We start from the raw sequence: 24,343 nt of genomic DNA on the forward strand, positions 1-24,343 counted from the left end.
CTATTTGACCTCGACCACAGTGCCCTGCAAACGCTGCAAGGCTTCGTTCACCGCTTGCGGCATCAGCTGGCGCAGGCAGTTGTAATGACCGAAACGGCACGTACGATCGAAACACGGGCTGCATTCGATGCCCAGGCGCACGATTTCGACATGCTCGGCCAGTGGCGGCGTGAAGCCTGGCGATGTCGAACCGTAGATCGCCACCAGCGGGCGGTTCAGTGCGGCAGCAACGTGCATCAGGCCGGAGTCGTTGGACACCACCGAGTCGGCGCAGGACATCAGATCGATCGCCTCGGCCAGCGAGGTACCGCCACTGAGATTCACCGACTCTTCACGCAAACCTGGAATAAGCCGCGAACGGATGTCTTCGCCCACCGCGTGATCATTTTTCGATCCGAACAGCCAGACCTGCCAGCCCTCGCGAATCTTCGCCTCGGCGACCTTGGCGTAGTGCTCGGACGGCCAGCGCTTGGACTCGCCGAACTCGGCGCCAGGGCATAGCGCCAACACCGGGCGATCCAGCACCAGACCAAACTTGGCCAGTGCCGCTTCGCGTGTCACCGGGTCGATCCGCAGGCTCGGTCGCGGATAAGGTTTGGGCAGTTCCAGGCCAGGCTCGTAAGCCAGGGCCATGAAGCGCTCGATCATCAGCGGATAACGTTCTTTGTCCAGCGTGCGCACATCGTTGAGCAGGCCGTAACGGAACTCGCCACGCCAACCGGTGCGTTTCGGGATGGCGGCAAAAAACGGTACCAGCGCCGATTTCAGCGAGTTGGGCAACAGAATTGCCTGGTCGTACTGTCCGGCCAGGGATTTACCGATGCGCCGACGTGTAGCCAACTCCAGCACGCCGTGACCGAGCGGGAAGCTCAAGGCCTGGCGTACTTCGGGCATGCGCTCAAGAATCGGCCGGCTCCACTCGGGGGCCAGCACGTCGATTTCGCATTGCGGGTGGCGCTGTTTGAGACACTGAAACAGTGTCTGCGCCATCACCATGTCACCGACCCAACTGGGCCCAACGATCAGAATTTTCATGTGGTTTCCATAAACGAACCGGGGAGGCATACGCCTCCCCGCCTCGAGAATTCTACAAACACTGCAGATCTACTGTGGGAGCGAACCTGCTCGCGATGGCGGCGTGACAGTCAACATAAATGTTGTATATGACGACCTCATCGCGAGCAGACTCGCTCCCACATTGGGTATTGGGTGTTTCTAATATCCCGATTCAGCTTAGCCCCAGCTCACGCCAGATCCGCATGACCTGTCGCCGTTCGTCTGCGAACTGGTCGCCGGTTATTACCCCGGGGTCCTTCTGCAAGGCCTGCCGGTGGGCGGCGGAGCGGTAGGCCTTATAGGCTTCACGCAACAGGCTGGCATCTTCGGCGGGCATCAGCCCTTCGTGCTCCAGCTCTTCCAGAATGCGGATATTGTCAGTCCAGCGCAGCAATGGCGGGTGTGTTTCGGACCACGCCAAGGCCGCGTATTGCACCATAAATTCGATATCGACGATACCTCCGGCGTCCTGCTTGAGATCGAACGGTGCCGTGGCCTCGAAGGCATTTGCCCCGGTGCCGGCCGCGGTGCTCTTGCTGCCCAGGTTATCGCGCATCTTCGCCCGCATCTCGCTGACGTCCTGGCGCAAGGCCGGCAGGTCCCGCGCTTTGCCCAGGATCGCCGCGCGAACCTGCTCGAACGCCCGACCGACGTCCTCGCTGCCCACCAATACCCGCGCCCGTACCAGCGCCTGATGCTCCCAGGTCCAGGCTTCGTTCTCCTGATAACGGGCAAACGCCCCCAGCGAACTCACCAGCAACCCGGACGCACCGGACGGTCGCAGGCGCATGTCCACTTCATAGAGCTGACCGGAGTTGGTCTGGGCCGTGAGCAAGTGAATGATCCGCTGCCCGAGCCGGGTAAAGAATTGCGCGCCATCAATCGGTTTGGGCCCGTCAGTCTCCGCCTGCGGGTCGCCGTCGTGGATGAACACCAGGTCCAGGTCCGAACCATGCCCCAGTTCCAGGCCGCCGACTTTCCCATAACCGACAATAATGAACCCGGGATCGCACAAGGTGCCGTCGGTGCGCAGCGGAGTACCGTATTTGGCCACCGTCTGGCGCCAGGCCAGGGCCAGTACTTGCTCCAGAATCGCCTCGGCAAGCCAGGTCAGGTAATCACTGACTTTCATCAACGGCAGGCTACCGGCAATTTCCGAGGCCGCCACCCGCAAGCGGTGCGCCAGCTTGAAATGGCGCAAGGCTTCCATTTGTTGCTCAAGGTCGTCTTCGGGAATTCGTGTCAGGCGTTCGCGCAACTCGGCGGCCAGTTCCGGTGCCAGAGGCGGCTTGAACAGCCGGCCTTCGTTGAGCAGTTCGTCGAGTAGCAGCGGGAAGCGTGTGATCTGCTCGGCGATCCAAGGACTCGCCGCGCACAAGGTCAGCAAGCGTCGCAGCGCGCCGGGGTTTTCAGTCAGCAGCACCAGATAAGCTGAACGGCGCGCCACGGCTTCAACCAGTGGCAACACCCGCTCCAGCACCAGATCCGGATTGGCATGCTCCACGGCCTGAGCGAGCAAGCGCGGAATAAAGGCATCGAGGCGTTCGCGCCCCAGGCGCTGCATCGCACGCAACTGTGGGCTGCTACGCAGATTTGCCAGCGCTTTCAGCGCTTTGGGGGCATCGGCGAAACCGCCCTCCTGCAACTGACGGCAAGCCGCCTCTTCATCCTGGGCCTCTTCCCACAACGGCAGCCACTCGCCACCGACCACCACTTCGCTTTCGGTGCCCTGCTCCTCGTCGGGATCGGCGATCACCTGACCGAAGTGCCAGGCCACCCGGCCGCGCCAAAACATCAGTTGTGCATGGAAGGCCGGCCAATCGGCGAAGCCCAGCATAAAGGCAATGCGCGCCTGATCCTGAGCGCCGTCCGGGAGCATCTGGGTCTGGCGGTCGGCAATCGCCTGGATCGCGTGTTCGGTGTAACGCAGGAATTCATAGCCTTCGCGCAATTCGCTGATCACCGCCGGCGGCAGATAACCCTGACCTTCCAGCGTACTCAATACCTTCAGCAGTGGACGTTGTTGCAGGCTCAGGTCGCGACCGCCGTGAATCAGCTGGAAAGCCTGGGCGATAAATTCCACTTCGCGGATGCCGCCGGAGCCGAGCTTGATGTTGTCGGCCATGCCCTTGCGCCGCACTTCCTGCTGGATCAGCTGCTTCATGGTGCGCAGCGCTTCGATCGCGGAGAAATCCAGATAACGCCGGTAAACGAACGGCCGCAGCATGTCTTGCAGCTGCGCACCGGCCACTTGATCGCCGGCCACCACCCGCGACTTGATCATCGCGTAGCGCTCCCAGTCGCGGCCCTGATCCTGGTAATACTGCTCCAGCGCATTGAAACTCAGGACCAGCGCACCCGACGATCCATAGGGCCGCAGGCGCATGTCGACGCGGAATACGAAACCGTCGACGGTCATCGGGTCCAGGGCCTTGATCAGGCGCTGGCCGAGGCGGATGAAAAATTCCTGGTTATCCAGAGGACGTTTCACACCGACAGTTTCGCCGCCCTCCGGGTAGGCGAAAATCAGGTCGATATCCGACGACAGATTGAGCTCCACCGCGCCCAGCTTGCCCATGCCAAGGACGACCATTTGTTGTGGCTCGCCGCTGCGCCGCCCCGTGGGCACGCCGAACTGCTGGCAATGCCGCGAGTACAGCCATTGATAGGCTTGATCGATGCTGGCATCGGCCATGTCCGACAGGTCACGGCAGGTCTGGACCAGATCGGCCTGACGGGTCAGGTCGCGCCAAATGATTCGCACTTGATGACGCGCGCGCTGGCGGCGCAAGGCGCGACCCAACCCGTCATCGGTTTCGGCCGCGCTTACCGCCGCGGCAATCTGTGCGCACAACTCGCCCGGGGCAAAAACGCGGTCCAGTTCGCCGGATAGCACCAGGTCGAGCAACATCAAAGGGTCACGAACACTCTGTTCAATCACGAAATCGCTGGCGGCGGTCACACGGGCAAATTGTGCCCAGCGCTCAGCCGTCCAGGCAGACAAGCCATGGTCGTCATCCAAAGCAGCAACGGCGGCACGGAACGACTGCTCGGCACGGGTGACAAACGGCAGCAGAATGGCGGGCAGTTCGGCAAGCGAAGGAAGGCTCATGGTCTATCCTTGATCGGCGTGTATTGGCCCGAATGTAGTGAATTGTAGGAATGCACTACCTGGAGGAGTGTCGAACAAAAGTTAGAAATAGCTGAAATTTCTTCATTTTTGGCAGCCAGCATCAAACTTTCACCTTTTCGGATTGGTAAAAGACCAACCTTAACGATTATTCTCACAACGCAGCCGGGGGCCACAAGCCGCTCATCTGTAGTTTTACTACTCGTATATACATTAGTAAGGCTGAAATGCCGGAAGATTTGTAGTAAAACTACACACCGCCGGAACAACCTATCGGCAATCCAAGAATTCATAACGTCTGCCCACAAGGCCAGTCGCTAACTCAGGCAACCGATTCTGGTAGCCTTTCCGCCCTGGAGCAAGCCATGCAAGACCTCGATCCCGTCGAAACCCAGGAATGGCTGGACGCCCTGGAATCGGTTCTCGACAAAGAAGGCGAAGACCGTGCTCACTATCTGATGACCCGTATGGGCGAACTCGCGACCCGCAGCGGCTCGCAATTGCCTTACGCCATCACCACGCCTTACCGCAACACCATCCCGGTTACCCACGAAGCACGCATGCCTGGCGATCTGTTCATGGAACGCCGCATTCGCTCGCTGGTACGCTGGAACGCGATGGCCATGGTAATGCGTACGAACCTGAAAGATTCTGACCTGGGTGGTCACATCTCCAGCTTCGCCTCCAGTGCGACCCTGTATGACATCGGCTTCAACTACTTCTTCCAGGCCCCGACCGACGAACACGGCGGTGACCTGATCTACTTCCAGGGCCACACCTCGCCAGGCGTCTACGCCCGTGCATTCATGGAAGGCCGCATCACCGAAGACCAGATGAACAACTTCCGCCAGGAAGTGGACGGTCAGGGCCTGTCGTCCTACCCGCACCCGTGGCTGATGCCTGACTTCTGGCAGTTCCCGACCGTATCCATGGGTCTGGGTCCGATCCAGGCGATCTACCAGGCACGCTTCATGAAGTACCTGGAAGCCCGTGGTTTCATTCCGGAAGGCAAGCAGAAAGTCTGGTGCTTCCTGGGCGACGGCGAGTGCGACGAGCCGGAATCCCTGGGCGCGATCTCGCTGGCTGGCCGCGAGAAGCTCGACAACCTGATCTTCGTCATCAACTGCAACCTGCAGCGCCTCGACGGCCCGGTTCGCGGCAACGGCAAGATCATCCAGGAACTCGAAGGCGTGTTCCGCGGTGCTCACTGGAACGTAACCAAAGTCATCTGGGGCCGTTTCTGGGACCCACTGCTGGCCAAGGACGTCGACGGCATCCTGCAACGCCGCATGGACGAAGTCATCGACGGCGAGTACCAGAACTACAAAGCCAAAGACGGCGCGTTCGTGCGTGAACACTTCTTCAACTCGCCAGAACTCAAGGCGATGGTTGCAGACCTGTCCGACGACGAGATCTGGAAGCTCAACCGTGGCGGCCACGACCCGTACAAGGTCTACGCGGCGTACCACGAAGCGGTCAACCACAAAGAACAACCTACCGTCATCCTGGCCAAGACCATCAAGGGTTATGGCACCGGTGCCGGCGAAGCGAAAAACACCGCGCACAACACCAAGAAGGTTGATGTTGAAAGCCTGAAGCTGTTCCGCGATCGTTTCGACATCCCGGTCAAGGATTCCGAGCTGGAAAACCTGCCGTTCTTCAAGCCGGAACCGAACAGCGCCGAAGCCCGCTACCTGAGCGAGCGCCGCACTGCACTGGGCGGTTTCGTGCCACAGCGTCGCGCACAGAGCTTCAGCGTACCGACCCCATCGTTGGACACGCTCAAGGCGATCCTCGACGGCTCCGGCGACCGTGAGATTTCCACCACCATGGCGTTCGTGCGGATCCTCGCGCAACTGGTCAAGGACAAGGAAATCGGTCCGCGCATCGTCCCGATCATTCCGGACGAAGCCCGTACCTTCGGTATGGAAGGCATGTTCCGTCAGTTGGGCATCTACTCGTCCGTCGGCCAACTCTACGAGCCAGTCGATAAAGACCAGGTGATGTTCTACAAGGAAGACAAGAAAGGCCAGATCCTCGAAGAAGGCATCAACGAAGCGGGCGCCATGAGCTCCTTCATCGCTGCCGGCACTTCGTACTCCAGCCATAACCAGCCGATGCTGCCGTTCTACATCTTCTACTCGATGTTCGGCTTCCAGCGTATCGGCGACCTGGCCTGGGCCGCTGGCGACAGCCGTACCCGTGGCTTCCTGATCGGCGGCACCGCCGGCCGTACCACCCTGAACGGTGAAGGCCTGCAACACGAAGACGGTCACAGCCACCTGCTGGCTGCCACCATCCCGAACTGCCGCACCTACGATCCAACCTACGGCTACGAGCTGGCGGTGATCATTCAGGACGGCATGAAGAAGATGACCGAAGAGCAACAGGACGTCTTCTACTACATCACCGTGATGAACGAGTCCTACCAGCAGCCAGCCATGCCGGCCGGTGCCGAAGAAGGCATCAAGAAAGGCATGTACCTGCTCGAAGAAGACACCCGCGAAGCGGCGCACCACGTTCAACTGATGGGCTCCGGCACCATCCTGCGTGAAGTCCGCGAAGCGGCGAAGATCCTGCGTGAAGAGTTCAACGTCGGCGCCGACGTGTGGAGCGTTACCAGCTTCAACGAACTGCGTCGCGACGGCCTGGCCGTTGAGCGCGCCAACCGTCTGCACCCTGGCCAGAAGCCTAAGCTGAGCTACGTTGAAGAGTGCCTGAACGGCCGCAAGGGTCCGGTCATCGCCTCTACCGACTACATGAAACTGTTCGCCGAGCAGATCCGTCAGTGGGTACCGTCCAAGGAATTCAAAGTCCTGGGCACCGACGGCTTCGGTCGCAGCGACACCCGCAAGAAACTGCGTCATTTCTTCGAAGTCGACCGTCATTTCGTGGTGTTGGCAGCCCTGGAAGCACTGGCTGACCGTGGTGACATCGAACCCAAGGTGGTCTCTGAAGCCATCGCCAAGTTCGGTATCAACCCGGAAAAACGCAACCCACTGGACTGCTGAGGAGAGATTCTGTGAGCGAACTCATTCGCGTACCTGACATCGGCAGCGGTGAAGGTGAAGTAATTGAACTGTTTGTGAAGGTCGGCGACCGTATTGAAGCCGACCAGAGCATCCTGACGCTGGAATCGGACAAGGCGAGCATGGAAGTGCCCGCGCCGAAGGCCGGTATCATCAAGAGCCTGAAAGTGAAACTGGGCGATCGCCTGAAAGAAGGCGATGAACTGCTGGAACTGGAAGTCGAAGGTGCCGCCGCTGCGGCCCCTGCGGCTGCCGCTGCGCCAGCGGCCAAGACCGAGGCTAAACCGGCTGCTGCTCCAGCGCCGGCCGCCCCTGCTGCTGCGCCGGCTACCGCTTCGGTCCAGCAAGTGCACGTGCCGGATATCGGCTCGTCGGGCAAGGCCCAGATCATCGAGATCCAGGTCAAGGTCGGCGACAAAGTCGAGGCTGATCAGTCGCTGATCACCCTGGAATCCGACAAGGCGAGCATGGAAATCCCGTCGCCTGCCGCTGGCGTGGTCAAGGCCATCAGCGTCAAGCTCAACGACGAAGTCGGCACCGGCGACCTGATCCTGGATCTGGAAGTGGCGGGCGCTGCTGCGCCGGCTGCTGCTGCTCCAGCCCAGGCTGCTGCTCCAGCTGCCGCCGCCGCACCTGCTCCTGCTGCAGCTCCGGCTGCGCCAGTGGCTGATAGCGTTCAGGACATCCACGTTCCGGATATCGGTTCGGCGGGCAAAGCCAAGATCATCGAAGTCCTGGTCAAGGCCGGCGATACCGTTGAAGCCGATCAGTCGCTGATCACCCTGGAATCCGACAAGGCGAGCATGGAAATCCCGTCGCCTGCCGCCGGCGTGGTGGAAAGCGTTTCCGTCAAGCTGGACGACGAAGTCGGTACCGGCGACCTGATCCTGAAACTGAAAGTCAAAGGCGCGGCACCGGCTGCTGCTCCGGCACCTGCCGCTGCTGCTCCGAGCGCTCCTGCTGCTGCAGCACCTGCTGCCGCACCGGCTCCGGCTGCACCTGTTGCCGCCCCGACTGCTGCTCCTGCCAAGCCAGGCGCCAAGGTTCACGCAGGCCCGGCTGTACGCCAATTGGCCCGTGAGTTCGGCGTCGAGCTGAACGCCGTTGGCGCCAGCGGTCCGCACGGTCGCATCCTGAAGGAAGACGTGCAGGTTTACGTCAAAGCCATGATGCAGAAGGCCAAGGAAGCGCCAGCCGCTGCTGCCGGCGCAACCGGTGGCGCGGGCATCCCGCCGATCCCGGTCGTGGACTTCAGCCGCTTCGGTGAAATCGAAGAAGTGCCGATGACCCGCCTGATGCAGGTCGGCGCTGCCAACCTGCACCGCAGCTGGCTGAACGTGCCGCACGTAACGCAATTCGACTCGGCGGATATCACCGAACTGGAAGCGTTCCGTAACGCCCAGAAAGCCGTTGCAGAGAAGGCCGGCGTCAAGCTGACCATCCTGCCGTTGCTGCTCAAGTCCTGCGCGCACCTGCTCAAGGAACTGCCGGACTTCAACAGCTCGCTGGCTCCAAGTGGCAAGGCGATCATCCGCAAGAAGTACGTGAACATCGGCTTCGCCGTCGACACCCCGGATGGCCTGCTGGTACCAGTCATCAAGAACGTCGACCAGAAGAGCCTGCTGCAACTGGCCGCCGAGGCCGCTTCCCTGGCTGAAAAAGCCCGGACCAAGAAGCTCTCGTCGGACGAAATGCAAGGCGCCTGCTTCACCATTTCCAGCCTCGGCCACATTGGCGGCACCGGCTTCACGCCGATCGTCAACGCGCCGGAAGTGGCGATCCTCGGTGTTTCCAAGGCAACCATCCAGCCAGTCTGGGACGGCAAAGCCTTCCAGCCGAAACTGATGCTGCCCCTGTCGCTGTCCTACGATCACCGTGTGATCAACGGCGCCGCTGCTGCACGCTTCACCAAGCGCCTGAGCGACCTGCTGGCGGACATCCGCACCATCCTGCTGTAATCCCGACCGGCCCTCCCTCTCCCGGAGGGCCTGTTGCGTTTCACGTTTTCCGAGCGCCACGCTCGTACCTCAACCCCGCCAGTTTGGCGGGGCTTTTTTTTGCCTGACGTTTTCCCCAAAACAATCCCTTCCTACATTTGTGGCTGATATCACCCACAACTCATGTCCATTACGCCTCGATATTTTTTCCCATTCAATAACTAGCCTTGGTTTAAGTCTGCGCAAAACAGTCAATCACCTGCTTGCTCAGATTCAACTAAATAGCGAAAGGACTCGACTATGTTAAAACCAACTATTGGCCCTATTGTTGGCCACACAACTACGCACCAGGCCCGCATTTTTTTACGCGGAAAAACGCAAAAAGATACGTTGGCATTTGCCGGCGTTCGCTTTCGACGGCTCGGTGAAGAGCACTGGAATAAAGGTGTTTTTACACAACTGACCGACTCACGCGACATGTCCGGGGTCATCATTCTCAATGACCTTGCCGCCGACACCCAATACGAATACCAGGCCGGCTGGTTCAGCCCGATGAACCCGGTGCACACCGTGGAAACCGTTCAGGAACTGCCACTGCAATGGCCTCGGGGCATCTACCGTCTGCGCACGCAATCGAGTGCATCCACAATGCCTCGGGCCTATATCGTCGGTTCCTGCCGCTACCTGCGCATGACCGGCGGCGTACCCTCGAACCCGCGCTGGGGCGACCGGATCTTCGCCTCGATCAACCACCTGGCGCAGCATGCGACACCGCCGATCAGCGCCATGCTGATGAGCGGCGATCAGGTTTATGTCGATGACTTGAACTTCATCGCTCCCGATCGGGAGTATCAGGAGATACTCGCCAAATACCGCGCCGCTTTCTCCCAACCGCATATCCGTCAGTTAATGTCCGGCATGCCTACTTATATGATCCTCGACGACCATGAAATCGAAGACAACTGGCCCGCCAATAAAAGCGCCAATGATGAGCATTTATACAAGAACGCCATGACGGCCTATGAGTTGTATCAAGCCAGCCACAGCCCGGCTCATGAACTGAATATTCATGGGCAACTCAATCAGCAGCTGAACCACTATTGGTATCAGTTTACCAACGGCGATATCGAGTGGTTTGTCACCGACAGCCGCACCCGGCGCAGTCTCGCGGCCAACGACCGGCGCATTCTTGATATTGAACAGGAACAGGCGTTGTGCGACTGGCTGATCCATAGCCCGGCACAGGTCAAATTCGTGGTCACCAGCGTCATGTTCTACCCTGACCGCAAACGCCTGGGCGATGACGCCTGGAAAGCCTTTCCCGAGCAACGACTGCGGTTACTGGAGACCATTCGCATTCACAAGATCAAGAATGTCATCTTCATTTCCGGCGATGTCCACGGCTCCTTGACCAGCCGCCTGACTCACAGTCAGGACCCGGACTTCGAAGTCCATACCATCGTCTCGTCCCCCCTGTGCAACAGCAAACTGCTGCCCTATGCCAAAGACTCCACCTTTCTCCTCGATCAGCCTCTGGTACAAACCGCCGCAGGCGATTATCGACATGAACTCACCGGCAAAGTGATCAGCCAGGACAACTTCGCGCATCTGATTGTGGATACGGAGCAGATTCGTGTGCGCTATCACGATCGGGATGGCAACCTGTTGCAATCGACACGGATTGAATTGCGAACCGGGGCTGAATTCCGTCAATAGAATGACTTTTTGCTATTAACTGGAGAAATCTTCGTTGCTGCCGACATATTCTTATAGCACTTGGCCTTCATGTCTCTTGTCAGTCGGTGTCGCAATGATGCAACCTTGCCGCAGGCAACAGTAAAGAGGGCGAGAGCCCGGCGCGTTCAGCAAATACGAAGCGAGTTTCCCTCCCTATGAAAAGCCAACCCGATGCCGCCAGCCGTATGGTGGCCGAGGTAGTGACGCAGTTGCCTGTGCCCTCGCGGCTCGGCATGCTGCGTTTCGAACGGCTGAATGAACCAAGCTGGGCGCTGCTGTTTCTCGATCCCAACTGCGAACGACAATTCGGCTTGCCGGCCGTGGAGCTGTGCGCTCTGGTCGGCTCGCCCTACGCCAGCCTGATGGAGCCGGAAGCGCGTTATCAGCTGCATGACGCGATCCAGCAGCAACTGAGCGAAGGCTCGCACTACCTGATCCGCTACAGGCTGCACACCGCCACAGGCTCGCTGAACCTGCTGGAGTTGGGCGAAGCCTACAAACAACACAATCGACACCTGTTGCGCGGTTACCTGCTGGTCATCGACGGCCTGTTCGAAGATGACCCCCTGCTGCCGGCACTGGACCTGGAAACCCAGAATTCGCGCCTGCAAATCGCCCTGGAGCTCAACCAGCGCGCCCAGCAGGAACAACTGCAGCACCTGGACCGGGTGCGCGCGCAGCAGGACCTGATTCTGCTGCTGACCCGCCAGCGCTATAGCAGCAACAATTCCCTGCAAGAAGCCGCCGAACTGATCACCCGCAGTGCCTGCGAGATCTACGAGATCGACTGCGCCAGCCTGTGGCACCTGGAAGGCTCGATGCTGGCGCCGATTTCGGCCTTTCACCGCGCCAATCAGGAATACCTGTTGCCGCAGTCGATCGACGTCAGCAACTTTCCCGACTACCTCGACGCCCTGCACACGGGCCGTGCCATTGATGCCCACAATGCCATGCGCGACCCGCGCACCCGGGAAATGGCCGAAAGCCTGCGCCCGCGTGATGTCAATGCGATGCTCGACGCCAGTATCCGTGTCGACGGTCAGGTGGTGGGTGTGCTGTGCCTGGAGCAGACCGGCGTCACCCGCGCCTGGCAGTCGGATGAAATCGCCTTCGCCGGCGAGCTGGCGGACCAGTTCGCCCAAGTCATCAGCAACCATAACCGGCGCACCGCCACCAGCGCCCTGCACCTGTTCCAGCGAGCGGTCGAGCAAAGCGCCAACGCCTTTTTGCTGGTCAATTGCGACGGTGTGGTGGAATACGTCAACCCGAGCTTCACCGCGATCACCCAGTACAGCACCGAAGAAGTCCACGGCCAGCGCCTGGCGGAACTGCCGGCACTGGAAAACCTCAGCGAACTGTTGTTCGACGCGCCTTCGGCGCTGGCCAAAAGCAACAGCTGGCAGGGCGAGTTCAAGAGCCGCCGCAAAAACCTCGAACCCTACTGGGGCCAATTGTCGATCTCCAAGGTCTATGGCGACAACCGCGAACTGACCCATTACATCGGCATCTACGAAGACATCACCCAGACCAAGCTCGCCCAGCAACGCATCGAGCGACTGGCCTATACCGATAACCTGACCAACCTCGGCAACCGCCCGGCGTTCATCCGCAACCTCGATGAACGCTTCGCCCGAGACAGCGATACCCCAATCAGCCTGCTGCTGGTGGACATCGACAACTTCAAGCGAATCAACGACAGCCTCGGCCACCAGACCGGCGACAAACTGCTGATCAGCCTGGCCCGGCGCCTGCGCAACAGCCTCAGCCCCAGCGGCAGCCTGGCGCGGTTCGCCAGTAACGAATTCGCGGTACTGCTGGACAATACTGACCTGCACACCGGCCAACAGATCGCCAGCCAGCTGCTGACCACCCTCGACAAACCGATGTTCGTCGATAACCAGTTGATCAGCGTGACCGGGTCCGTGGGCCTGGCTTGCGCGCCCCTGCACGGCCGTGACCCGCAAACCCTGATGCGCAACGCCGGGCTGGCGCTGCACAAGGCCAAGGCCAACGGTAAACATCAGGTGCAGGTATTCACCGAAGCACTGAACGCCGAGGCCAGTTACAAACTGTTCGTCGAGAACAACCTGCGCCGCGCCCTGACCCAGAACGAACTGGACGTGTTCTATCAACCCAAGCTTTGCCTGCGCAGCGGTCGCCTGCTGGGCATGGAAGCATTGCTGCGCTGGGATCACCCGGAAAAAGGCATGATCCGCCCGGACCAGTTCATCAGCGTCGCGGAAGAAACCGGCCTGATCATTCCGATCGGCAAATGGATCGCCCGCCAGGCCTGCCGCATGAGCAAAGAGCTGACCGCCGCCGGGCTGGGCAATCTTCAGGTGGCGATCAACCTGTCACCCAAGCAGTTTTCCGATCCGGACCTAGTGGCGTCCATCGCCAACATCCTCAAGGAAGAAGCGCTGCCGGCGAACCTGCTGGAGCTTGAGTTGACGGAGGGCCTGCTACTGGAAGCCACCGAAGACACTCACCTGCAACTCGACCAGCTCAAACGCCTGGGCCTGACCCTGGCCATGGACGATTTCGGCACCGGTTACTCGTCGCTCAGTTACTTGAAAAAATTCCCCATCGACATCATTAAGATCGATCGAAGCTTTATCCACGAAATCCCGGACAACCAGGACGACATGGAGATCACCTCCGCCGTGATCGCCATGGCCCACAACCTGAAACTCAAGGTCGTGGCTGAAGGCATCGAGACTGCCGAGCAGTTGTCTTTCCTGCGTCGCCATCGCTGCGACGTTGGCCAAGGCTATCTGTTCGATCGACCGATCCCGGGCTCCGAGCTGATCGAGAAGCTCAAACGCTACCCGCGCGGCCCGATCGCCTGACAGCGACTCAACACTCAGGCAAACTGCATTTCTAATTTTTTCAACCTGACTGAGAGGACTGATGATGGTTCTGCGCTCGGAAATTCTGGTGAACAAAAACGTGCTCCCTACCAAAGAACAAGCTCTGCCTGGCCGCGAAACCCCGATCAAGGTGCCGGACGAACATTTCGTCAATAAAAACCCGCTGCTGGGTCCATTCCCGGGCAATGTGGAATTCGCGATTTTCGGCCTGGGTTGTTTCTGGGGCGCAGAACGTCGCTTCTGGCAGCGTGAAGGCGTGTTCAGCACATCCGTGGGCTACGCCGGCGGCTTCACGCCAAACCCGACCTATGAAGAAGTCTGCTCGGGCCTGACCGGCCACAGTGAAGTGGTGCTGGTGGTGTACGAACCGGAGAAAGTCAGCTACGAAGAGCTGCTGAAGATGTTCTGGGAACTGCACAACCCGACCCAGGGCATGCGCCAGGGCAACGACATTGGCACTCAATACCGCTCGGTGATCTACGCCACCAACCCGGCACAGCTGGAAGCGGCGAAGAAGAGCGCACAGGTGTTCCAGGCCGAACTGACCAAGGCCGGCCAAGGCATCATCACCACCGACATCGATGAAGCCCCGACCTTCTATTACGCCGAGGCTTATCATCAGCAGTATTTGGCCAAGAACCCGGAAGGCTACTGCGGGATTGGCGGTACTGGCGTGACCTGCCCTATCTGATCAACGGTAGGAGCTGGCTTGCCAGCGAAGACGGCCGATAAATCGCCGCAAGGCTTACGGTCCGCTTCGCCGGCAAGCCGGCTCCTACGGGGCCGAGCATTACTCGGCAATCAACCAATCCATCTTCCACCCACCCTGGGTCTGCCCCAATTTCTCGGACAGCCACGGCAGCAACTCACGCAACTCTTCCTCCAGCCCCCACGGCGGATTGGCAATCGCCAGGCCGGAACCGTTCAGACTGTTGGGCGTATCCAGCGGATGCACCAGCAACTCCACGCGCAACAATTTCGGTGCACCGGTGCCGGCCAGGTCCTGATAGAAGCGGCGCAATGCACGCTGATCCTTCACCGGGTACCAGATCGCCGCCACGGTTTGCCGCATCCGGCCAATCGCCTCTTTCAACGACGCCGCGCAGCGCTGCATCTCGTCGAGTTTTTCGAACGGCGGGTCGATCAGCATCACCGCCCGCTTCTCCGGCACCGGCAGCAACGCACGGGACACATGCCAGCCTTCGCCCAGGTGTACCTTGACCCGGCGATCACCGGCCATGTTGTCCTTGAGCAGCACGCCGTCTTCCGGGTGTTTCTCGTTGAGCAGCACGCGATCCTGCGGGCGGGTCAGGCGCCGCGCCAATTCCGGCGAACCGGGGTAATAGCGCAACTGGCCATCCGGGTTCATCTCGTGCAACACCTGCATGTAATCAGCGGTCAGGATCGGCAGATCCGGCTGATCCCACAAACGCGCGATGCCTTCCAGGTACTCACCGGTACGGCTGGCCTGATCGCCCTGAAGGTCATACAGGCCAATGCCGGCGTGCGTATCGAGATAGGCAAACGGCTGCTCCTTGCGCGACATCAGGGCGATGAGGCGGGTCAAGGTCAGGTGTTTGAACACGTCGGCGTGATTGCCGGCATGGAAGGCGTGACGATAATTCATGGCTGCTCCTGCGAAGGCCGGGAAGTTTACCTTTTACCGGCCTGCAAGTCAGGGGTTCGCGGCCGAGCGGCTGGCAATGAGGACGCAACCCTGCAGGAACCGGCTCAGTCCAGCTCCTCCATCAGCCAGGCCAACAATTCAGCTTTCGGTATGGACGGCAGGTCAGGCCCCTCGAGAAAGTTCGCGACCTTACAGCGCAACACGCTCTCGGAAAACGCCTCGAACATGCCCGGCTGGTCTTCACTCAACCACTGCATCACGTTGCTGATCCGGGTTGAATCATCTTCATCACCCAGCTGTTGCAGGAGCGCTTCTGGCACCTCCCACCACGGGAAAACCTTCGTTGCGCCCTGCCCGCCTCCACCGATCTCGACAGCCTGGCCATTGATCCAACACCGCCCGATCACCGGCAACAGTTGCGCACAATCGATCTCGTCACACTGCAGCACCGGCAGCACATACCGCCCATCCCAGAAGCGAAAAAACGCCCTGCTGCCATTGGGCAACGTCACCTGCGTGAGGCTGCGCAAGTGTTCGACCAGAGTTTGCTGGCTCGCCGAAGAAACCGCCAGCCACCCCCAGTCACGAGACGCCGTGGTCGCTACCCATTGCAAAAACTCACAGTCCGTAGCGACGGTTGCGACATAGGGCATCACTGCTTCCCACCCGGCATAGGCAGTATCGGACCAGATCGGACTCGCCACTTTTGCGCGGGTCAAACGGCGCCAGGCTGCGAAAGGTTCGGCGGCACTGGCGCTGCTGAAGATCGCGAACAATTGTTCCGACGGCTTCAACGGCTGGCGCTCCAGCCAGGCATGAGGTGATAGAAAATCAGACTGCACAGGCACCGCCCTCGCAACATACCTGGCAAAAAGGCGCAGCCCCTTTTAGGTTGAACATCTGCGCCGGGCTCAGTGCCACACCTTGCACAGGTGTGTTCGATGCACCCATGGCCGGTATCCATGCCCCGCCAACCTCAATGGGTACGCTACTGAAAATCCCTTCCGGGCCAATATTGATCCAGTGTCCACCCGCCTGAATCGTCGCGTGAGCGCCACCGTCGATCACGATCTGGCTACCGGCATCGACGCGAATCTGCCCGCTCGCCTTGACGGTCTGGTTGCTGGCGTGGATATGCCGGTTGCCTTCAACGTACAAGTACTCGTTCTGCCCGACTTGCACGTGCATATCGTTCAGGACCTGCTGATTCCAGTTGCGCTGGGCACGCAGGGAGATTTCCTCGGCGCCTTTGCGATCCTCGATGCGCAATTCGTTGTAGCCACCGCCACCGGGACTGCTCTGACTGCGGAAAATACTGCAGGTCTTGTCCGCAGGCAGGTCCAGTGGTACTGGGGTCGATGCATTGGGCAGGCACCCCATCACCAAGGGCTTGTCGGCATCGGCATCGACGAAACCCACCAGTACTTCCATGCCGACCCGCGGAATCAACGTGGCACCGTAACGATCATGTGCCCAGCCGCTGGCAACTCGCAGCCAGCAACTGGAATGTTCGTTCAATGCACCGTCGCGATCCCACATCAACCGGACCTTGACCCGACCGTATTCGTCGCAATGGATTTCACTGTTCTTCGGGCCGGTGACCACGGCGGATTGATAACCGGCTACACGCGGTTTCCTGATCAGCGGTGGGCGGAAGAAAACATCCCACGGCATTGCCAGAAAGGTATTGCGATAACCCTGGAATTCATTCTGATCGCCACTACCTGCCGACTCTTCAAGTACCTGCGGCTGCCGACCATGGTGTTCGATTTCCGTGAGCAGCCACAGGTCGTTCCATTCCCGTCGAGGGTGCCCGTCGAGTTGCAGCAAATACCCGCTTATCAATGCGGATTGATCACTGCACCCCTGTACCTGACGGCAATCCGCGCGGCGACTTTCCAATGCTCGTTGCGCCAGATGCCTGCCGACTTCGGGATCGTTGAATTGCCCGGGAAAACCATAATCCTCCAGCGATGGCAGCTGCTTGCTGTCGAAACGGCTTTCCAGTTCAAGGCGAGGTTTACTGAAGTCATAGTCGCGACGGACTACCGCTGTGGTCCGGGCTTGCAGGGCGACATCGAAACGATTGATCACCGGTGTATCCCCCGCCATAACGCTGCCGGGCAAATACAGAATTGACCCCTTCAGATGCGGGAAAACGGTCTGGTCATCGCCGAACACCAGCAGATGTCCGTCAGGGCTGTGTCGAAAGTGGTAGTGAATGCCGACCTCTGCACATAGCCGTTCGATGAACGCCAGGTCGCTTTCCGCGTATTGCACGCAGTATTCGCGCTCAGGGTAATCCGCGCCGAGCTGAAACTTGAAGACATCGCCGAGGATGCCGTGGTCCTTGAGGATTTGCGTGATGATCGCCGGCACGCTTTGGTGCTGGAAAACCCGCTGATTGATGCGCTGGCTCAGATAAGTCAGGCGCGGCACCAGGCTGATCTGGTAACGCGTCAGGCGCTTGCCGCAATCGCCTTGGCCAATGCGAAATATCTGGCCATGAATACCCGAACCTTGTGCATCAAAACTCAGAAACGCCTGACGGTGCAGGAGACTTTCGAGTTCGATGTCCGGCCGCTCGCTGACCAGTTCCAGGTCAAAACGGTACGGCTGGCTGATAGCCTCCTTGCCCGTGAACTCAAGGACCTTGAGGTCATGGTCGGAACCTTCGACAGTCAGCGTAAAGCGAGGTTGATTAGCAGGAGCGAACATCCGGTGTGACTCTGCAGATTGGAAGCGGGCGATTCTGCATGAGACGCATGGGGGATGAACGAGGGGATGGAAAAACAGAAATGCCCTACTTCATCTGATGCATTAACCTTCAAAAAGAGGCTTTATTCGGCTACAGACAACACTGCACAAATCACTTACTTCCCCTGTGGGGGAACTGACAACTTTCGAGATATGCACAAAAAACGGCCCGCCTCCAACAGGAGGCGGGCCGTTTTCGGTCAAGCGCTGGCTCAGAGCATTCGCTCAACCCATCACTTGTTAAGGCGGTAATCACCTTCTGCCGCGGCGAAGCGCTGCAGCATGCCGGAAGTCGGTGCGCCCAGTTTGCTGACGATGTAGATCGCCAGGCTGGCGAAGATGAAACCCGGGATGATTTCGTACAGGCCCAGCAGCTGGAAGTGTTTCCAGACGATCACGGTGATCGCGCCGACCAGGATACCGGCCAGTGCGCCGTTGCGGGTCATGTCTTTCCAGATCACGGAGATCAGCACCACCGGACCGAAGGCGGCACCGAAACCGGCCCAGGCGTAGCTGACCAGACCCAGAACGCGGTTTTCCGGGTTGGCAGCCATCGCGATGGCGATCAGGGCAACCAGCAGCACCATGGCGCGACCGACCCAGACCAGCTCTACTTGGGAAGCCGATTTGCGCAGGAAGGTTTTGTAGAAGTCTTCGGTCAGGGCGCTCGAGCACACCAGCAGTTGGCAGCTCAGGGTGCTCATCACGGCAGCCAGGATGGCCGACAGCAAAACACCGGCGATCCATGGGTTGAACAGGATTTTCGCCAGTTCGATGAACACACGCTCGTGGTTCTCGCTCACCGGCATAGCCACAGCTGGGTTGGCCGAGAAATAGGCGATGCCGAAGAAACCGACAGCGACGGTGCCGCCCAGGCACAGGATCATCCAGGTCATGGAGATGCGACGGGCATTGGCAATCGATTTCACCGAATCCGCCGCCATGAAACGCGCCAGGATGTGCGGCTGACCAAAGTAGCCCAAGCCCCAACCCATCAGCGAGATGATGCCGATGAAGGTCGTGCCTTTGAGCATGTCGAAGTTGGCTGGATCCTGTGCTTCGATGGCCAGGAACGTGGTGTCGACGCCACCAGTGGCCAGCAGCACGATGATCGGCGTGAGGATCAGGGCGAAAATCATCAGGGTGGCCTGTACGGTATCAGTCCAGCTCACCGCCAGGAAACCGCCGACGAAGGTGTAGGCAATCGTTGCCGCGGCACCGGCCCACAGTGCCGTCTCGTAGGACATGCCGAAGGTGCTTTCGAACAAACGGGCACCGGCCACGATGCCCGAGGCGCAGTAGATGGTGAAGAACACCAGGATCACCACCGCAGAGATGATCCGCAGCAGGCCGCTTTTGTCTTCGAAACGGCTGGCGAAGTAGTCCGGCAGCGTCAGGGCATCACCGTTGTGCTCGGTCTGCACGCGCAGGCGGCCGGCGACGAACAGCCAGTTCAGGTACGCGCCGACGATCAGGCCGATGGCAATCCAGCTTTCGGAAAGGCCGGACATGTAGATCGCGCCCGGCAGGCCCATCAACAACCAGCCGCTCATGTCGGAAGCGCCGGCGGACAGCGCGGTGACGACGCTGCCCAGGCTGCGACCACCCAGGATGTAATCGGAAAGATTGTTGGTGGAGCGATAGGCCATGAAGCCAATCAGCACCATGGCTGCGATGTAGATCACGAACGTGATCAGGGTTGGATTCGTTACGCTCATTAAGTGACGCCCTGGCTTTGTTTTTATGTAGCGGCGCTGTTGAACCGGCCACAAACGATGACGTTTGACAGACGATTCGGGATCGCGCGCATTTATGACTGATGTTTCCCCAGGAAAGCCATCAGCCGGCTCAACCGCGTCCTAGACGGGTTGCACCTTGTGGCGCGAATGCTAGTCAACAAAGCAAATAAGGTGCAACCCATTTCTTGAGAATCAGTTGCACCTGGGGCACTTTCCCGTAACCAGATGTTTTTTACTTCCTTTTGGTGCAGTCCAGATTCTTTTCTAGAAGAAAAAGCACCAAGCAACGGCAGCACGCTCGTACCAGAATTCAATTCCCGACGAGGTGATGATTATTCCTACAAAAAAAGGGTTGCACCCGGTTGCACCTCTTTCGGCGCACGGCTAATCTTGCCGCCAGCTGATGCCACGCAGTCGTGGCAAACATGAGGATAAAAACATGGCTACCACCACCCTTGGGGTCAAACTCGACGACCCGACCCGCGAACGCCTCAAGGCTGCCGCGACCTCGATTGATCGCACGCCGCACTGGCTGATCAAGCAGGCAATTTTCAATTACCTGGAAAAACTCGAGGGTGGTGCAACCCTGACCGAGCTGAACGGTTTGGCCACTGCTGTCGCTGACGACGCAGGCGACGTTCATGTCGATCACGCTCACCAGTGCTTCCTTGAATTCGCCGAAAGCATCCTGCCGCAATCGGTACTGCGCGCTTCGATCACCGCTGCTTACCGTCGCCCGGAACCGGAAGTGGTGCCGATGCTGATCGAGCAGGCACGCCTGCCGGCACCGATGGCCGAAGCCACCAACAAGCTCGCCGCATCCATTGCCGAAAAACTGCGCAATCAGAAGAGCGCCGGCGGCCGTGCCGGCATCGTTCAGGGCCTGTTGCAGGAATTCTCCCTGTCGTCCCAGGAAGGTGTGGCACTGATGTGCCTGGCCGAAGCGCTGTTGCGCATCCCGGACAAAGGCACCCGCGACGCGCTGATCCGCGACAAGATCAGCACCGGCAACTGGCAACCGCATCTGGGCAACAGCCCGTCGCTGTTCGTCAACGCCGCCACCTGGGGCCTGCTGCTTACCGGCAAGCTTGTGTCTACGCACAATGAGGCCGGCCTGACCTCGTCCCTGAGCCGCATCATCGGCAAGAGCGGCGAGCCGATGATCCGCAAGGGCGTCGACATGGCCATGCGCCTGATGGGCGAGCAGTTCGTCACCGGTGAAACCATCGCCGAAGCCCTGGCCAATGCCAGCAAGTTCGAAGCCAAGGGCTTCCGTTATTCCTACGACATGCTCGGTGAAGCCGCACTCACCGAACATGATGCGCAGAAGTACCTGGCCTCGTACGAACAAGCCATCCACTCGATCGGCAAAGCCTCCCACGGCCGTGGGATTTATGAAGGCCCGGGCATCTCCATCAAGCTATCCGCCTTGCACCCGCGCTACAGCCGCGCCCAGTACGAGCGTGTGATGGACGAGCTGTACCCGCGCCTGCTGTCGCTGACCCTGCTGGCCAAGCAATACGATATCGGTCTGAACATCGACGCTGAAGAAGCCGACCGCCTCGAACTGTCGCTGGACCTGCTGGAACGCCTGTGCTTCGAGCCTCAGCTGACGGGCTGGAACGGTATCGGTTTCGTGATCCAGGCTTACCAGAAGCGTTGCCCGTACGTGATCGACTATGTGATTGACCTGGCTCGCCGCAGCCGTCATCGCCTGATGATCCGTCTGGTGAAAGGCGCGTACTGGGACAGCGAAATCAAGCGTGCCCAGGTCGAAGGCCTGGAGGGCTACCCGGTCTACACCCGCAAGGTGTACACCGACGTTTCCTACATCGCTTGCGCGCGCAAACTGTTGTCGGTGCCGGAAGTCATCTACCCGCAGTTCGCCACGCACAACGCCCATACCCTGTCGGCCATTTACCATATCGCCGGTCAGAACTATTACCCGGGCCAGTATGAATTCCAGTGCCTGCACGGTATGGGCGAACCACTGTACGAACAGGTTGTAGGCAAAGTCTCCGAGGGCAAGCTGAACCGTCCGTGCCGCGTGTACGCACCGGTCGGCACCCACGAAACCCTGCTGGCGTACCTGGTTCGTCGCTTGCTGGAAAACGGCGCCAACACGTCGTTCGTCAACCGCATCGCCGACCAGTCGATCTCGATTCAGGAACTGGTCGCCGATCCGGTGGCCAGCATCGAGCAAATGGCGACGCTGGAAGGCGGCTTCGGCCTGCCGCACCCACGCATCCCGCTGCCGCGCGACCTTTACGGCTCCGAGCGCGCCAACTCCAGCGGCATCGACATGGCCAACGAGCATCGCCTGGCATCGCTGTCCTGCGCCCTGCTGGCCACCGCGCACAACCACTGGAAAGCCGCGCCGATGCTCGGTTGCGCCTCCAGCACCGAAACGCCGACACCGGTCTTGAACCCGTCCGATCTGCGCGACGTGGTCGGCCACGTGCAGGAAGCCACCGTCGAGGACGTCGACAACGCCATTCAATGTGCCCTGAACGCCGCACCGATCTGGCAGGCCACTCCGCCAGCCGAGCGTGCCGCGATCCTGGAGCGTGCCGCCGACTTGATGGAAGGCGAGATCCAGCCGCTGATGGGCCTGCTGGCCCGCGAAGCCGGCAAGACGTTCGCCAACGCCATTGCCGAAGTGCGTGAAGCTGTCGACTTCCTGCGTTATTACGCGGTGCAGGCGCGCAACGATTTCACCAACGACGCTCACCGCCCGCTGGGTCCGGTGGTATGCATCAGCCCGTGGAACTTCCCGCTGGCGATCTTCAGCGGCCAGGTCGCCGCCGCACTGGCCGCCGGTAACCCGGTGCTGGCCAAGCCTGCGGAACAGACGCCGCTGGTGGCTGCCCAGGCCGTGCGCCTGCTGCTCGAAGCCGGTATTCCGGAAGGCGTGCTGCAACTGCTGCCGGGCCGTGGCGAAACCGTCGGTGCCGGCTTGGTCGGTGACGATCGCGTCAAAGGTGTGATGTTCACCGGTTCCACCGAAGTCGCGCGCCTGCTGCAACGCAACATCGCCGGTCGCCTGGACAGCCAGGGCCGTCCGATTCCGCTGATCGCCGAAACCGGCGGCCAGAACGCAATGATCGTCGATTCCTCGGCCCTGACCGAACAAGTGGTCATCGACGTCGTATCGTCGGCCTTCGACAGCGCCGGTCAGCGTTGCTCGGCCTTGCGCGTATTGTGCTTGCAGGAAGATTCCGCCGACCGCGTCATCGAAATGCTCAAGGGCGCGATGGCTGAAAGCCGTCTCGGCAACCCGGAGCGCCTGTCCGTGGACATCGGCCCGGTGATCGACGCCGAAGCCAAGGCCGGCATCGAGAAGCACATCCAGGCCATGCGCGACAAAGGTCGCAGCGTGTACCAGGTGGCCATCGCCGACTCAGAAGAAGTCAAACGCGGCACCTTCGTGATGCCGACTTTGATCGAACTGGAAAGCTTCGATGAACTGCAACGGGAGATCTTCGGCCCGGTGCTGCACGTGGTTCGCTACAAGCGCAAGGACATCGATCAACTGATCGCTCAGATCAACGCATCCGGTTATGGCCTGACCCTGGGCGTACACACCCGCATCGACGAGACCATCGCCAAGGTGATCGACACCGTCAACGCCGGTAACGTCTACGTCAACCGCAACATCGTCGGTGCCGTGGTCGGTGTGCAACCGTTCGGCGGCGAAGGCCTGTCGGGTACGGGTCCGAAGGCCGGAGGCCCGCTGTACCTGTACCGTCTGTTGTCGACGCGTCCTACCGATGCCATCGAACAATCCTTCGCTCGCGGTGATGCTGCCGTGGCACCGGACGTGCGCCTGCGTGACGCCATGAGCAAGCCGCTGAACGCCCTGAAAGCCTGGGCCGACAACAACAAGTTCGCCGACCTGAGCACCCTGTGCGTGCAGTTCGCCGCACAATCGCAAAGCGGTGTGACCCGCGTACTGGCCGGCCCGACCGGCGAGCGCAACAGCTATGCGATCCTGCCGCGCGAGCACGTACTGTGCCTGGCGGAAGTCGAAGGTGACCTGCTGACCCAGCTGGCGGCGGTACTGGCTGTTGGGGGTTCGGCGGTCTGGCCAGAAGCTGAACTGAGCAAGGCGCTGTTCGCACGCCTGCCGAAGGAGATTCAGACGCGCATCAAGCTGGTGTCCGACTGGAACAAGGACGAGGTGGTGTTTGATGCTGTGCTGCATCACGGCCATTCCGACCAGTTGCGTGCGGTCTGCCAGCAGGTTGCCAAGCGTGCCGGCGCGATCGTGGGTGTGCAGGGTCTGTCGCAGGGTGAATCCAACATTGCGTTGGAACGCCTGGTGATCGAGCGTGCACTGAGCGTCAACACCGCTGCAGCGGGCGGTAACGCCAGCTTGATGACGATCGGCTAAAACGCTGTAAGCCAGGCAACCGCAATGGTTGCCTGGCAATCAAATCCTTTGTAGGAGTGAGCCTGCTC

Annotated in this window: 12 protein-coding genes; 6 read left to right on the forward strand and 6 right to left on the reverse strand. The window is 60.1% G+C overall.

Annotated elements, in window-relative coordinates; all coding sequences use genetic code 11:
* Positions 1-1,035: a lipopolysaccharide heptosyltransferase II gene (waaF, locus tag GPL81_RS03615; protein ID WP_160105233.1), complete on the reverse strand. Its 1,035-nt coding sequence runs from the start codon at positions 1,033-1,035 to the stop codon at positions 1-3.
* Between the two features lie 193 nt (positions 1,036-1,228).
* Positions 1,229-4,168: a bifunctional [glutamate--ammonia ligase]-adenylyl-L-tyrosine phosphorylase/[glutamate--ammonia-ligase] adenylyltransferase gene (glnE, locus tag GPL81_RS03620; protein ID WP_160105234.1), complete on the reverse strand. Its 2,940-nt coding sequence runs from the start codon at positions 4,166-4,168 to the stop codon at positions 1,229-1,231.
* 383 nt (positions 4,169-4,551) lie between these two features.
* Between glnE and aceE the strand changes: the two genes are divergently transcribed.
* The 5 genes from aceE (at position 4,552) to msrA (ending at position 14,450) form a co-directional block, all read left to right on the forward strand.
* Positions 4,552-7,197, forward strand: a complete 2,646-nt coding sequence (aceE, locus tag GPL81_RS03625; protein ID WP_096513749.1) for a pyruvate dehydrogenase (acetyl-transferring), homodimeric type — start codon at positions 4,552-4,554, stop codon at positions 7,195-7,197.
* Between the two features lie 11 nt (positions 7,198-7,208).
* A complete protein-coding gene (gene aceF, locus GPL81_RS03630; protein ID WP_160105235.1) occupies positions 7,209-9,173 on the forward strand; it encodes a dihydrolipoyllysine-residue acetyltransferase in 1,965 nt (654 codons plus the stop codon).
* Between the two features lie 279 nt (positions 9,174-9,452).
* A complete protein-coding gene (locus GPL81_RS03635) occupies positions 9,453-10,868 on the forward strand; it encodes an alkaline phosphatase D family protein (RefSeq protein WP_160105236.1) in 1,416 nt (471 codons plus the stop codon).
* A 176-nt stretch (positions 10,869-11,044) separates the two neighbouring features.
* Complete coding sequence (locus GPL81_RS03640; RefSeq protein ID WP_160105237.1) at positions 11,045-13,738, forward strand: sensor domain-containing phosphodiesterase; 2,694 nt, start codon at positions 11,045-11,047, stop codon at positions 13,736-13,738.
* Between the two features lie 64 nt (positions 13,739-13,802).
* Positions 13,803-14,450: a peptide-methionine (S)-S-oxide reductase MsrA gene (gene msrA / locus GPL81_RS03645; RefSeq protein ID WP_096515587.1), complete on the forward strand. Its 648-nt coding sequence runs from the start codon at positions 13,803-13,805 to the stop codon at positions 14,448-14,450.
* Between the two features lie 99 nt (positions 14,451-14,549).
* On the opposite strand, the gene GPL81_RS03650 is transcribed toward msrA, so the two are convergent.
* The 4 genes from GPL81_RS03650 to putP all read right to left on the reverse strand — a co-directional run bounded on the left by GPL81_RS03650 (position 14,550) and on the right by putP (position 19,861).
* The gene (locus GPL81_RS03650; RefSeq protein WP_160105238.1) at positions 14,550-15,386 is read right to left on the reverse strand and encodes a 23S rRNA (adenine(2030)-N(6))-methyltransferase RlmJ; all 837 of its coding nucleotides are present in this window, start codon (positions 15,384-15,386) and stop codon (positions 14,550-14,552) included.
* A 104-nt stretch (positions 15,387-15,490) separates the two neighbouring features.
* Positions 15,491-16,228, reverse strand: a complete 738-nt coding sequence (locus tag GPL81_RS03655; RefSeq protein ID WP_160105239.1) for a DUF4123 domain-containing protein — start codon at positions 16,226-16,228, stop codon at positions 15,491-15,493.
* The gene (locus GPL81_RS03660; protein ID WP_160105240.1) at positions 16,218-18,104 is read right to left on the reverse strand and encodes a type VI secretion system Vgr family protein; all 1,887 of its coding nucleotides are present in this window, start codon (positions 18,102-18,104) and stop codon (positions 16,218-16,220) included. The genes GPL81_RS03655 and GPL81_RS03660 overlap by 11 nt, the downstream gene beginning before the upstream one ends.
* A 272-nt stretch (positions 18,105-18,376) precedes the next feature.
* Positions 18,377-19,861, reverse strand: a complete 1,485-nt coding sequence (putP, locus tag GPL81_RS03665; protein WP_160105241.1) for a sodium/proline symporter PutP — start codon at positions 19,859-19,861, stop codon at positions 18,377-18,379.
* A 460-nt stretch (positions 19,862-20,321) separates the two neighbouring features.
* Between putP and putA the strand changes: the two genes are divergently transcribed.
* On the forward strand, positions 20,322-24,275 hold the full coding sequence (gene putA, locus GPL81_RS03670) for a trifunctional transcriptional regulator/proline dehydrogenase/L-glutamate gamma-semialdehyde dehydrogenase (RefSeq protein WP_160105242.1): 3,954 nt from the start codon (positions 20,322-20,324) through the stop codon (positions 24,273-24,275).
* Positions 24,276-24,343: the final 68 nt, after the last annotated feature.

Origin of the sequence: Pseudomonas izuensis, assembly GCF_009861505.1 — a bacterium.
GTDB classification, from domain to species: Bacteria; Pseudomonadota; Gammaproteobacteria; order Pseudomonadales; family Pseudomonadaceae; genus Aquipseudomonas; species Aquipseudomonas izuensis.